The following is a 13,421-nucleotide window of genomic DNA, read 5'->3' on the forward strand; positions in this document are numbered from 1 at the left end:
GGCGGATACAAAGAGACCCGCCTTCGGTGGCGGGCCTCTAAGGATTTGAGTGATTCTGTCAAGCCAAAGCTTAGTGTCTACATCGCCGCTTCTTCATCGACTGCCGGATCATCTTCAAGAGATTCCTCGGTCGTATATTCCGTGTCGTCAACCAGACCATCGGACTGTAGCGGGCCATCCTCGTCGGGCCTGTATTCGGCCGCGCTGGTATCAGTTGTTTCGCCGGATACAGCGTCGGGAGCCATATCGGCGGTGTCGCTTCCGTCGATGGGCTCTCCGCAGGCGGCGAGGCCGATCGTCAACGACAGGGCTGCGGCAAGGGCGGGCAGTTTCATCGTGTTCTCCATAAGTATCCTCCCTGCAACGCTCCGAAGGCCCTGGCCGTTCCGTTAGTCTGACACGTATGCCAGCAGGTCGCCCGGCTGGCATTCCAGTTCGCGGCAGATCGCTTCGAGCGTCGAGAAGCGGATCGCCTTGGCCTTGCCGGTTTTGAGGATCGACAGATTGGCGAGGGTGAGGCCCACACGTTCCGCCAGCTCGGTAAGCGTCATGCGGCGGGCGTGGAGCAGGTCGTCGAGTTTGACCACGATGTTGGTTCCTTCTGAGCCAGATGTCTTGGGGGCCATCACACGGTCCCTTCGAGATCGGCGCGCATGGTGGCGCCATGGCGGAAGACGCGGGCGAGGATGAACAGGACGACGACCAGCACGATGCCGCTGAGGTCGAGACCCGCATCAATGGTCATGCCTTCCTGGTCCTCAAAAATCTTGGCGACGTAGAGCGCGGCCCCTGCGGCCGGGATCGCGAGCAGCTGCGCCGCCAGCGCGAGCCAGCCCATGAGCGTCAGCCGTTCGGCGTTTTCGGGTACGAAGGGATCGCCTTCACCGACCGTGTCGATGATCTTGCGCAGGAGACGCAGGAACCAGAAGGCTCCGGCAAGGAAGAGGACGGCAAAGGCCATAATTCCGAGCACCGCACCGAGCGGAAAGACGAAGTCGGGATTGGCGTATTCGATCCGCGCCTCGGCGGTAATCCGGTCGCGCAGGAAGACGACGAGCGGCATGCCGATGGCGAGGACCACCGCGGCGAAACCGAGGATCGCCTGCATGACGATGACGATCAGCCGGCCTGCGAGAAGCAGCGGGTCGTTGGGACGGGAAGGCATAGGGTTTCTCCGGAAACGCTGGATCAGGCGAGTTTCGGCGCGTCGATGACCGCCAGCTGGGTCGGCGGCACGCTGGTGATGGTCTGCAGCGAGACGATGGTGATGATGATTGCGGCAAAAGCGGCGGCGACATTTGTCGAAAGGCGAGGCATTTATCGAACTCCTTGATGGTCAATATCGATTATCAATAAGCCAAGTTGGATTATTGTCAATCGATAATATCGAAATTCGATATGTAGTGGCCAACGGCCAACGCGGTGGGCGCAAAGCGCGCCGCGCGCCGGTTTGTGACCTGCCGCGCTAGCAGCTATAGCTCCGGCCAGGGGAGAATGAGCGTCTATGGTTTTTCGCACGTTGTTCGTCCGGCTGACGCTGTTCTACCTCCTGGTGACCGGCGTGGTGATGGGGCTGGTGGAACTTGCCCCCTCGCTCGCGCACTACCTCCCGCTTGGCGGGGCGCAGACGCTCCTCACCCAATCGGGCGCCGATCCACTGTCGGGCGTGCAGATCGGGGCCAAGAACATCGCCAATCTCGGCGAGTCGATCCTCTGGCTGTTCATCGCGGTCGGCGGGGCGATGCTGACCACGCTGCCGGTCACCTGGACCTACATGGCCAGCCGGAGCCGGTCCGAATACGACCAGGCGCTGGTCGAGACGATGATCGTCCTGCCGATCGCCGTGACCGCCATCGTGGTGATGGTCCACAATTCGCTGGCACTGGCCTTCTCGCTGGCCGGCATCGTGGGCGGCGTGCGGTTTCGCAATACGCTGAAGAGTTCCGGCGACGCCATCTACATCCTGCTCGCCATCGGCATCGGACTGGCAGCGGGTATCGGCGCGCTGGAAATCGCGCTCGTTATGACGATCATGTTCAACTACGCCTTTGCCTGCCTGTGGCGGGCCGATTACGGCGGCAAGGACGGCACCCATCGCTATCTGCGTTCACCCGGCCGGGAGCCCGCCCGCGAAGGAGAACCCGAACACGACCAGTCGGGCGAGGGGAACGAATAGGCAGGCGGCCTAGCGGCAGTCGCTCAGGATCGTGCCATCGAGGTCGGCCATGTCCTCGTAAAACCCTTCGAGATAACTCGCCATGCTCGCACGCGTCCGGTCCGTCGCCTGCGGGATCGCGGCGATTTCGTCTTCGAACTCGCGGCGAAGGGTGCGCAGCCGCTCGGCCTCGGCCGGGACCAGCGCGTTGAAGCGGCACAGACCCCGGTAGACCCGCTGTCGGACCGACCGCGTGCCAAGCTGTTCGCTGGGAACGGCATACCGCGCGTCCACCAGCCCGGCATTGTCGAAGTCATAGGGTATCGGAGTCAGCTCCGCGCGCGCATCCTTGCCGTCCCCGACCAGCCGCGAATTGTGGCAACAGCGGTCTCCGGGAGGCCCCATGGCCATGGCCCAGTCGGTGTTGCCGATCATGTACTGGAACAGGGCGTAGCGCGCTGCATCCTGCTGGTCGAGCGCGGCCACGGGTATTTCGACGACATCCACTTCCTGGCGGCCCAGCCGCCGTGCGGCATCGTCGACGTCCTCGATGAAGAACCCCAGGCGCTCGGCGATGGTCCTGTTCCCGTCCACGTAGGAAATCCGCGCCAGCCGGACGCGCAGGCTTTCCGGCGTTACGCGGTTGTAGAGCCGGTAGGCCGCGTATTCGCGCAGCATCGTCTGCTCCGACCGGTCTTTGTCGCGGCAATGCGTGACCAGCTTGATCCGGCCCTGCTTGTGAAACAGCGAACCCTTGTCCGGCTTTTCGGGAAACGCGATCCGCAGGGGTGGAAACGCGCAATTGTCCTTCTGACGGCGCGACTTCCCGCGGGCGGCAAGGGTGATGCCATGCGTTTCGCCCGCCGCTTCGAGCCGCGCGACCATGGGAGCGGTCGATGTCTCGGCGCGCCGCGCGATTTGTCGGATCGGGCCGCTGACGGTGACATCGAGGACGGCGTCGGACGCGAAGAGGGGCGTGACATCACCTTCGCTTTCCTGCGCCGACAGCGCCGAGGCCGCGAAAAGGGAGAGCAAGAGGAAGGCCGACCTGCTCATGAAGCGGTGACTTCCAGGTCTTGCTCAACCCATTCCCCGTCCGGAGTGCGCCTATAGGCCCGGAGCGTGTCGTCCCCGATTTCGAGGTAGCTAGCCGGGCCGCCATAATAGGAGGAAATGCCGGTATCGATGCGGATCAGCCTGCCGCCAAGTTCGGCAACGATTCCCGTCATCGAAGGCGTGTGCGCGACGACCAGTTGGCGGGCGCCGTAGCGCGACAGCACGAGTGCGAGCTCTTCTACCCGTCCGAGGCGCGGCGTGTCATCGCCGCCCGCTTCTTCGTCCGCCGCTTCGACGGGCGCGGGCTGGCGCATCACGTTGCCGCGGTACCATATCGGTCCGAGCGGGTCCTCGAGGATGGCCCGGTCCGTAAGCGGGTCCGCGCCGAGCGCATAGCGGTAGCGCGCGTTGAGCGCATCGATCGGTTCGCGGGTTCGTTCTTCGCTGAGACCGCCATGCGCGAACAGCGTCGCCCCGATCCGGACCACGGCGGGAAGGGCGGATGCCCAGCTCCCGAGTTCGCCGCCGGGGCTCCACGCGCGGCGATGGGCGAGCAGGCCGAGCGGGGTTTCGGCGATCCATTTGGCCTTCGCCTCCCTCACGCTGAGTTCGGGATCGTCCTGCCGATAATAAGCGAGGAGTTTCTCCCGGTTTGCCTTCCATGTCGCCTCGCGCCGGCCCTCCGACCGGCGGTCCTCGAACGCTTCGTATTCGCCGGGATGGACATAGCGCAGGTCGCCCAGGACATTCATCGCCTCGTGATTGCCGAGCAGCACGACAACCGCGCCGCCGGCCTCGGCGGCCTCTTCCTGCAAGGCCTGCAACTGGCGGATGATCCTGAGAGAGTCCGGACCGCGGTCGGTAATGTCGCCCAGCTGGACCAGGGTGGTCGTACCGCCCTTCCAGTGGCCGCCTTCATCCACCAGTCCGGCCGCCCGCGCGATCTCTTCCCACGCGTCGTAATCGCCATGGAGGTCACCGACCGCGACAATCCGCGAAGGGCCTTCATCTCCATCGCCGGCCGTCAGGGGCGCGGCGACCAGGCCCAACAGCGCGGCCAGCAGGAGCAGCGTATGCCGCATCTCTCATCCCCTAGTTTCCCGGGCAGGCTTAGCACAGATTTCCTCTCCCGGCTTGGCGTAGAGTTCGACCCGTCGAAGGGCGTTTGACAAAGGCCGGGCTGCTTCCTACATGCCCCCTCGACCGCACGCTTCGAGCGAGTCCGATTCATGCGCGGGGATCGGACACAGGATGGAAGCGGCGTTTCCATATCGCGACGCTTTTCATGAGCTGCAGCTGCCGCCGCTATGGGCGTGCATTCGCTGCGGCCTTTTTGCGTCTCGCGATACGGTTCTCACGCGCATGAGACTTACAGATTTCCGGCTCTTCTTTCGCGCCCGCAAGCGGAAGATCCGGGCCGGCGAACACGAGAAGAGGTAACTACCCCTTATGGCTACCAAGGCGAAGGCACCCCGCAACACCGCGTCGGGCACTGCAAAGCGACGTATCCGCAAGATTTTCGGCGACATCCACGAAGTCGTCGACATGCCCAACCTCATCGAGGTGCAGCGCGAGAGCTACGAACAGTTCCTGCGCAGCGACAAGGCCACCGGCCATGTCTCGGGCCTCGAGAAGACGCTGCGCTCGGTCTTCCCGCTGCGCGACTTCGCCGGCACCGCCGAACTCGATTTCGTCCATTACGAACTCGAAGCGCCCAAGTACGACATCGTCGAATGCCACCAGCGCGGGATCACCTACGCGGCCCCGATGAAGGTCACGCTGCGCCTGATCGTCTTCGAAGTCGACCAGGAAACCGAGACCCGCTCCGTGCTCGATATCAAGGAGCAGGACGTCTACATGGGCGACATGCCGCTGATGACGGACAACGGCACCTTCATCATCAACGGTACCGAGCGCGTCATCGTGTCGCAGATGCACCGTTCGCCGGGTGTGCTGTTCGACCATGACCGCGGCAAGACCCACAGCTCGGGCAAGCTCCTCTTCGCGGCCCGCATCATTCCGTACCGCGGTTCGTGGCTCGACTTCGAATTCGACGCCAAGGACGTCGTCAACGTGCGTATCGACCGCAAGCGCAAGCTGCCGGTCACCGCGCTGCTCTATTCGCTCGGCCTCGATGCCGAGGACATCCTGTCGCACTTCTACGACAAGGTGACCTGGAAGCGCGCCAAGGACGGCTGGGAACTGCCCTTCGTCGCCGAAAACTGGCGCAACCAGAAGCCGGCTTTCCCGCTGGTCGATGCCAAGACGGGCGAAGAAGTCTTCCCCGCAGGACAGAAGATCAGCCCGCGCGCGGCCAACAAGGCAGCCAAGGACGGTCTTGAAACCCTGCTGCTGCCGACCGAGGAAATCTTCGGCCGCTATGCCAGCGAAGACCTGATCGACGAGTCGACCGGCCGCATTTACATCGAAGCCGGTGACGAGGTGTCCGCCGAGAATCTCGAAGTTCTCGACGCCGCTGGCGTCGACAGCCTCGAACTGCTCGACATCGACCACGTCAACACCGGTCCCTGGATCCGCAACACGATGAAGGTCGACAAGGCCGAGAACCGTGACGAGGGTCTGGAAGCGATCTACAAGGTCATGCGTCCGGGCGAACCGCCGACCAAGGAAACCGCCGAAGCGCTGTTCGAAGGTCTGTTCTTCGACGGCGAGCGCTATGACCTCTCGGCCGTCGGCCGCGTCAAGCTCAACATGCGTCTCGAGCTCGATGCCGAAGACACCGTCACCACGCTGCGCAAGGAAGACATCCTCGCCGTGGTCAAGGAATTGGTCGACCTCAAGGACGGCAAGGGCGAAGTCGACGACATCGACAACCTCGGCAACCGCCGTGTCCGCTCGGTCGGCGAACTGCTCGAAAACCAGTACCGCGTCGGCCTGCTGCGCATGGAGCGCGCCGTGAAGGAGCGCATGAGCTCGGTCGACGTGTCGACCGTGATGCCGAACGACCTCATCAACGCCAAGCCCGCCGTGGCCGCGGTGCGCGAGTTCTTCGGTTCTTCGCAGCTCTCGCAGTTCATGGACCAGACCAACCCGCTGTCGGAAGTCACCCACAAGCGCCGCGTTTCGGCGCTTGGCCCGGGCGGCCTCACCCGTGAGCGTGCCGGCTTCGAAGTGCGCGACGTTCACCCGACGCACTACGGCCGTATCTGCCCGATCGAAACGCCGGAAGGCCCGAACATCGGCCTGATCAACTCGCTCTCGACCTTCGCGCGCGTGAACAAGTACGGATTCATCGAAACGCCGTATCGCAAGGTGAAGGACAACAAGGTCACCGACGAGGTCATTTACCTCTCGGCGATGGAAGAGCAGAAGCACACCGTCGCACAGGCTTCGGCCGATCTCGACGAAAACGGCGGCTTTGTGGAGGAGCTGGTCTCGGCGCGCCAGAACGGTGACAACCTGATGGCGCCGCGCGAAACCATCACGCTGATGGACGTCAGCCCCAAGCAGCTCGTCTCGGTCGGTGCATCGCTCATTCCGTTCCTGGAAAACGATGACGCGAACCGCGCGCTGATGGGCGCCAACATGCAGCGCCAGGCCGTTCCGCTCGTACAGGCGGAGGCGCCGTGGGTCGGTACCGGCATGGAAGAAACCGTTGCGCGCGATTCGGGCGCGGCCATCACCGCCAAGCGCGGCGGCGTGGTCGACCAGGTCGATGCGACGCGTATCGTCATCCGTGCGATCGGCGATGTCGAACCCGGCCAGTCGGGCGTCGACATCTACACGCTGCAGAAGTTCCAGCGTTCGAACCAGGACACCTGCATCAACCAGCGTCCGCTGGTGAAGGTCGGTGAAACGGTCGAGCCGGGCGACGTCATCGCTGACGGTCCTTCGACCGACCTTGGCGAACTGGCGCTGGGCCGTAACACGCTCGTCGCCTTCATGCCCTGGAACGGCTACAACTACGAGGATAGTATCCTCATCTCCGAGCGCATCGTGAAGGACGACGTCTTCACCTCGATCCACATCGAGGAATTCGAAGTCATGGCCCGCGACACCAAGCTCGGCCCCGAAGACATCACCCGCGACATCCCGAACGTCGGCGAGGAAGCGCTGCGCAACCTCGATGAGGCGGGCATCGTCTACATCGGCGCCGAAGTGCATCCGGGCGATATCCTCGCGGGCAAGATCACGCCGAAGGGCGAAAGCCCGATGACGCCGGAAGAAAAGCTCCTGCGCGCCATCTTCGGTGAAAAGGCCAGCGACGTGCGCGACACTTCGCTCCGCCTGCCGCCGGGCGTTGCCGGCACCGTCGTCGAAGTCCGCGTCTTCAACCGCCACGGTATCGAGATCGACGACCGTACGCGCGCGATCCAGAACGAGGAAATCGAACGCCTCCGCAAGGACGCCGCCGACGAACGCGCCATTCTCAACCGCGCGACCTACAACCGCCTGCGCGATATGCTCGTCGGCCAGACGGCTTCGGCCGCACCGAAGGGCGTGAAGAAGGGCTCCGAGATCACCGAAGAGGTGCTCGAAGGCGTCGACAAGCACGAGTGGTTCAAGTTCGCCGTTGCGGACGACAACCGCCAGCAGCAGATCGAAGCGGTCAAGTCCCAGTACGACGAGAGCGTGAAGGTCATCGACGACAAGTTCGAAGACCGGAAGGAAAAGCTCGAGCGTGGTGACGAACTGGCACCGGGCGTGCTCAAGATGGTCAAGGTCTTCGTCGCGGTGAAGCGCAAGCTGCAGCCTGGCGACAAGATGGCCGGCCGTCACGGGAACAAGGGCGTCATCAGTCGCATCCTGCCGGTCGAGGACATGCCGTTCCTCGCCGACGGTACGCCGGTCGACATCGTGCTGAACCCGCTGGGCGTGCCTTCGCGCATGAACGTCGGGCAGATCTTCGAAACACATCTCGGCATGGCGGCCCGTAATCTGGGCATGCAGATCGGCGAGCAGCTCGAAGACTGGAAGAAGGCCAACCCGAACGCTTCGGAAGATTACGCCAAGGCGAAGCCGCCTGAAGCCGTGATCGAGCGCCTGAACGACGTCTATGGCGATCGCTATGCCGAAGACCTCAAGGCGCGTTCGACCGAGGAAATCGTCGAACTGGCCAGCAACCTGCGCTTCGGCGTCCCGATGGGCACCCCGGTGTTCGACGGCGCCCGCGAAGGCGATGTGACCGTGGAACTGGAGCGTGCAGGTCTCGACGCGGACGGCCAGTCGGTCCTCTTCGACGGACGTACGGGTGAAGCCTTCGACCGCAAGGTCACCGTGGGCATCATCTACATGCTCAAGCTGCACCACCTCGTCGACGACAAGATCCACGCCCGTTCGATCGGCCCCTACAGCCTCGTCACCCAGCAGCCGCTGGGCGGTAAGGCGCAGTTCGGCGGCCAGCGCTTCGGTGAGATGGAGGTCTGGGCACTCCAGGCCTACGGCGCAGCCTACACGCTGCAGGAAATCCTCACCGTGAAGTCGGACGACGTGATCGGCCGTACCAAGGTCTACGAAGCCATCGTCAAGGGTGACGACACCTTCGAGGCCGGCATTCCGGAGAGCTTCAACGTGCTCGTCAAGGAAATGCGCAGCCTGGGTCTGAATGTCGAACTCAAGTCGCTTGCCGACGACGAGGACGACGACGGCCTCGCGATCGCGGCGGAATAGGGGAGCGCGCCGCTCCCCACCGCTTTCCGCCCAATAGAAATACCCTTAGGGAATTACGTCATGAACGAACTGACCAAATTCACCAACCAGCTCGCGAAGCCCGAAACCTTCGACGAGATCCAGATCGGCATCGCCAGCCCCGAGCGCATCCGCTCGTGGTCCTTCGGCGAAATCAAGAAGCCGGAAACGATCAACTACCGCACGTTCAAGCCGGAACGTGACGGTCTGTTCTGCGCGCGCATCTTCGGTCCGGTGAAGGACTATGAATGCCTGTGCGGCAAGTACAAGCGCATGAAATACAAGGGCGTCGTTTGCGAGAAGTGCGGCGTCGAAGTCACCGTGACCAAGGTCCGCCGCGAGCGCATGGGCCACATCGAGCTCGCCGCTCCGGTCGCGCACATCTGGTTCCTGAAGTCGCTGCCGAGCCGCATCGGCCTGCTGCTCGACATGCAGCTGAAGCAGCTGGAACGTGTCCTCTACTTCGAAAGCTACATCGTCACCGAGCCGGGTCTGACCGCGCTCGAGAAGAACCAGCTGCTGACCGAAGATGAAATGCTCGAAGCGCAGGACGAGTATGGCGAAGACGCCTTCTCGGCCGACATCGGCGCCTCGGCGGTCAAAACCATGCTCATGGATCTCGACCTTGAGCATGAACGTGACGAACTGCTGGAAGAGCTCGCGACCACCAAGTCGAAGCTCAAGCCTGCCAAGATCATCAAGCGCCTCAAGGTCGTTGAAAGCTTCATCGATTCCGGGAACCGCCCGGAGTGGATGATCCTGGAAGTCGTGCCGGTCATTCCGCCCGAATTGCGCCCGCTCGTCCCGCTGGACGGCGGCCGCTTCGCGACGTCGGACCTCAACGACCTCTATCGTCGTGTGATCAACCGTAACAACCGCCTCAAGCGCCTCATGGAGCTGCGCGCGCCGGACATCATCGTCCGCAACGAAAAGCGCATGTTGCAGGAAGCCGTCGACGCATTGTTCGACAACGGCCGCCGCGGCCGCGTGATCACCGGCGCCAACAAGCGTCCGCTGAAGTCGCTGTCCGACATGCTCAAAGGCAAGCAGGGCCGCTTCCGTCAGAACCTGCTCGGCAAGCGCGTCGACTATTCGGGCCGTTCGGTCATCGTGACGGGCCCGGAACTCAAGCTGCACCAGTGCGGCCTGCCGAAGAAGATGGCGCTCGAGCTGTTCAAGCCCTTCATCTACGCCCGTCTCGACGCCAAGGGCCTCTCGATGACCCTCAAGCAGGCGAAGAAGTGGGTCGAAAAGGAGCGCAAGGAAGTCTGGGACATCCTCGACGAAGTCATTCGCGAGCACCCGGTCCTCCTCAACCGCGCACCGACACTCCACCGTCTCGGCATCCAGGCCTTCGAGCCGGTGCTGATCGAGGGCAAGGCGATCCAGCTTCACCCGCTGGTCTGTGCCGCCTTCAACGCCGACTTCGACGGTGACCAGATGGCCGTCCACGTTCCGCTGAGCCTCGAGGCGCAGCTGGAAGCGCGCGTCCTGATGATGTCGACCAACAACATCCTCTCGCCCGCCAACGGCAAGCCGATCATCGTGCCTTCGCAGGACATGGTTCTCGGCCTCTACTACCTGTCGATGGAACGTCAGGAAAAGACGCCCGAATTCATCGAGGGCGACGATGGCGAGAAGCACGAGCAGCTGCCGATGTTCGCGGACATGGCCGAAGTGCACCAGGCTCTGGAAGTGAAGTCGGTTACGCTTCACTCGAAGATCATGGCGCGCGTGCCCCAGGCCGACGAGAAGGGCAAGGTCGAGATGAAGCGTTTCGTCACGACGCCGGGCCGCATGCTCATCGGCGAATGCCTGCCGAAGAACCACAAGGTTCCCTTCGACATCGTCAACCGCCTGCTGACGAAGAAGGACATCGCCGACGTGATCGACGAGGTCTACCGTCACACCGGCCAGAAGGACACGGTGCTGTTTGCCGACGCCATCATGGTGCTGGGCTTCCGCCACGCGTTCAAGGCCGGTATCTCCTTCGGCAAGGACGACATGATCATTCCCGACAGCAAGGCGGGCATGGTCGACGACACCAAGGCGCTGGTTGCCGACTACGAGCAGCAGTATCAGGACGGCCTGATCACGCAGCAGGAAAAGTACAACAAGGTCATCGACGCGTGGAGCCAGTGCGGCGACCGCGTGGCCGACGCCATGATGGAAGAAATCCGCTCGCAGCCGGTCGACAAGGACGGCAAGGAAGCGCAGATCAACTCGATCTACATGATGTCGCACTCCGGTGCCCGTGGTAGCCCGGCGCAGATGAAGCAGCTGGCCGGTATGCGCGGCCTCATGGCCAAGCCTTCGGGCGAGATCATCGAAAACCCGATTATCTCGAACTTCAAGGAAGGCCTGAACGTCCTCGAATACTTCAACTCGACCCACGGCGCCCGCAAGGGCCTCGCGGATACGGCGTTGAAGACGGCGAACTCGGGTTACCTGACCCGCCGTCTCGTCGACGTGTCGCAGGACTGCGTCATCGTCGAAGAGGACTGCAAGACCGACAACGCGCTCGAAATGCGCGCCATCGTACAGGGCGGTAGCGTTATCGCCTCGCTTGGCGAGCGTATCCTCGGCCGTACGGTTGCCGAAGACATCGTCAACGCCGCCACCGGCGAAGTGATCGTCAAGGCCGGCACGCTCGTCGACGAGCCGATGGTCAAGCAGATCGAGGAAGCCGAAACGCAGGTTGCCAAGATCCGCTCGCCGCTGGTCTGCGAAGCCAAGCAGGGCGTTTGCGCGACCTGCTACGGCCGTGACCTTGCTCGCGGTACGCCGGTCAACATCGGTGAAGCTGTCGGCGTCATCGCTGCGCAGTCGATCGGTGAACCGGGCACACAGCTGACCATGCGTACCTTCCACATCGGCGGTGCCGCACAGCTCAACGAGACCTCGCATCTCGAAGCCGTGTCGGACGGCAAGGTCGAATATCGCGACATGCCGACCATTACCGACAAAAAGGGTCGTATCCTGTCGCTCGCCCGGAACGGCGAACTGGCCGTGATCGACGCCGAAGGCCGCGAACGCGAAATCCATAAGGTGCCTTACGGTACCGTGCTGATGCACAAGGATGGCGGCAAGGTGAAGGAAGGCGAACGTCTCGCCGAGTGGGATCCGTTCTCGCTCCCGATCATCACCGAGCAGTCGGGTGTGGTCCGCTTCCAGGATCTCGTCGACACGCAGACGATGGAAGAACGCGTCGACGATGCCACCGGTATCGCGCAGCGCGTGGTCACCGAATTGCGCGCCACCGGCCGCAAGAAGGACGACCTGCGTCCGCGTCTTACGCTCTTCAACGATGCCGGCGACGACAGCGAAGCGGCGCGCTACATGCTCGCTCCGGGCACGGTGCTGTCGGTCGACGACGGTCAGGAAGTTCAGGCAGGTGATATCCTTGCCCGTGCTTCGCGTGAAGCCGCCAAGACCCGCGACATCACCGGTGGTCTGCCGCGCGTGGCCGAACTGTTCGAGGCCCGCGTGCCGAAGGACAATTCGATCATCGCCAAAATTTCGGGCAAGATCGAATTCGTTCGCGAATACAAGGCGAAGCGCAAGATCGCGATCGTTCCGGAGGAGGGTGATCCGGTAGAATACCTGATCCCCAAGACCAAGATCATCGACGTCCAGGAAGGCGACTTTGTCAAGAAGGGCGACACGCTCATTTCGGGCTCGCCGAACCCGCACGATATCCTCGAAGTTCTGGGTGTCGAGGCGCTGGCCGAGTATCTCTGCACGGAAATCCAGGAAGTCTACCGACTGCAGGGCGTGAAGATCAACGACAAGCACATCGAAGTGATCGTTCGCCAGATGCTGCAGAAGGTCGAAATCACCGACAGCGGCGATACCGTGCTGCTGCCGGGCGAACAGGTCGACCTCGAGGAAATGAACGAGACCAACGCGAAGCTGGCGAAGAACAAGGAGCCTGCCAAGGGTACCCCGATCCTTCTCGGCATCACCAAGGCCTCGCTCCAGACGCGTTCGTTCATCTCGGCTGCGTCGTTCCAGGAGACTACTCGCGTGCTCACCCAGGCTTCGGTCGAGGGTAAGAAGGACACGCTGGTCGGCCTCAAGGAGAACGTCATCGTGGGCCGTCTCATCCCCGCCGGTACCGGCGCGGGCATGAACCGCATGCGCGTGACCGCTTCCAGCCGCGACGCTGCGCTTCGTGCCCAGTGGAAGAAGGCCCAGGAAGCGATCATCGCCGCAAACACTGCAGCCGAAGAGCACGAGGCGGAACTCGCCCAGGGCCCCGAAGCGGCGATCGGCGACGATCCGCTGGCGAGTATGGAAGGGGAAACCCACGGCACCGATGCCGATGCGGGCGACTACCTCAACGAAGACGCGAAAGACGGCGAATAAGCCAGTCTATCGCGAGTGACGAATTGGCCCCGCTGGAGAGATCCGGCGGGGCTTTTTCGTATCATAGCTTGGGTTGGCCCAATATTTCGCATGACTCTCTTTGCTTGACCGTCGTTGGGCGAGGTTGCACCATTGCCCGGCAGCCGGGGGATAGGGGCTGCGAAGCGAGAGCTTTCGGGGGACTGGAGTGCTG

General features: G+C 63.0%; 9 protein-coding genes. 3 read left to right on the forward strand and 6 right to left on the reverse strand.

Annotated features, from left to right (window positions below):
- Window positions 1-77: 77 nt before the first annotated feature.
- From ED21_RS06585 to ED21_RS15905, 4 genes are read right to left on the reverse strand one after another with little or no spacing between them, the layout of a single operon-like run.
- The gene (locus ED21_RS06585; protein ID WP_156787368.1) at window positions 78-335 is read right to left on the reverse strand and encodes a hypothetical protein; all 258 of its coding nucleotides are present in this window, start codon (window positions 333-335) and stop codon (window positions 78-80) included.
- 54 nt (window positions 336-389) lie between these two features.
- Window positions 390-626 (reverse strand): helix-turn-helix transcriptional regulator, encoded by a 237-nt coding sequence (locus ED21_RS06590; RefSeq protein WP_006833073.1) that lies wholly within the window; start codon window positions 624-626, stop codon window positions 390-392.
- Window positions 626-1,165, reverse strand: a complete 540-nt coding sequence (locus tag ED21_RS06595) for a DUF2975 domain-containing protein (protein ID WP_006833074.1) — start codon at window positions 1,163-1,165, stop codon at window positions 626-628. The genes ED21_RS06590 and ED21_RS06595 overlap by 1 nt, the downstream gene beginning before the upstream one ends.
- A gap of 23 nt (window positions 1,166-1,188) precedes the next feature.
- Window positions 1,189-1,317 (reverse strand): hypothetical protein, encoded by a 129-nt coding sequence (locus ED21_RS15905; protein ID WP_006833075.1) that lies wholly within the window; start codon window positions 1,315-1,317, stop codon window positions 1,189-1,191.
- A gap of 187 nt (window positions 1,318-1,504) precedes the next feature.
- On the opposite strand from ED21_RS15905, the gene ED21_RS14670 reads away from it, so the two are divergent.
- Window positions 1,505-2,176, forward strand: a complete 672-nt coding sequence (locus ED21_RS14670) for a DUF4956 domain-containing protein (protein ID WP_083800391.1) — start codon at window positions 1,505-1,507, stop codon at window positions 2,174-2,176.
- Between the two features lie 9 nt (window positions 2,177-2,185).
- Here ED21_RS14670 and ED21_RS06605 read toward each other — a convergent pair whose 3' ends face one another.
- A complete protein-coding gene (locus tag ED21_RS06605; protein ID WP_006833077.1) occupies window positions 2,186-3,211 on the reverse strand; it encodes a hypothetical protein in 1,026 nt (341 codons plus the stop codon).
- Window positions 3,208-4,293 carry a metallophosphoesterase gene (locus ED21_RS06610; protein WP_006833078.1) on the reverse strand — a complete coding sequence of 362 codons (1,086 nt, stop codon included), beginning with the start codon at window positions 4,291-4,293 and terminating at the stop codon, window positions 3,208-3,210. The genes ED21_RS06605 and ED21_RS06610 overlap by 4 nt, the downstream gene beginning before the upstream one ends.
- A 367-nt stretch (window positions 4,294-4,660) precedes the next feature.
- Between ED21_RS06610 and rpoB the strand changes: the two genes are divergently transcribed.
- Window positions 4,661-8,842 carry a DNA-directed RNA polymerase subunit beta gene (gene rpoB / locus ED21_RS06620; protein WP_006833080.1) on the forward strand — a complete coding sequence of 1,394 codons (4,182 nt, stop codon included), beginning with the start codon at window positions 4,661-4,663 and terminating at the stop codon, window positions 8,840-8,842.
- Window positions 8,843-8,902: 60 nt separating this feature from the next.
- On the forward strand, window positions 8,903-13,228 hold the full coding sequence (gene rpoC / locus ED21_RS06625) for a DNA-directed RNA polymerase subunit beta' (protein ID WP_006833081.1): 4,326 nt from the start codon (window positions 8,903-8,905) through the stop codon (window positions 13,226-13,228).
- The last annotated feature ends 193 nt before the right edge of the window (window positions 13,229-13,421 follow it).

The sequence above is a fragment of the Erythrobacter sp. SD-21 genome (assembly GCF_000181515.1).
Lineage (GTDB): Bacteria > Pseudomonadota > Alphaproteobacteria > Sphingomonadales > Sphingomonadaceae > Qipengyuania.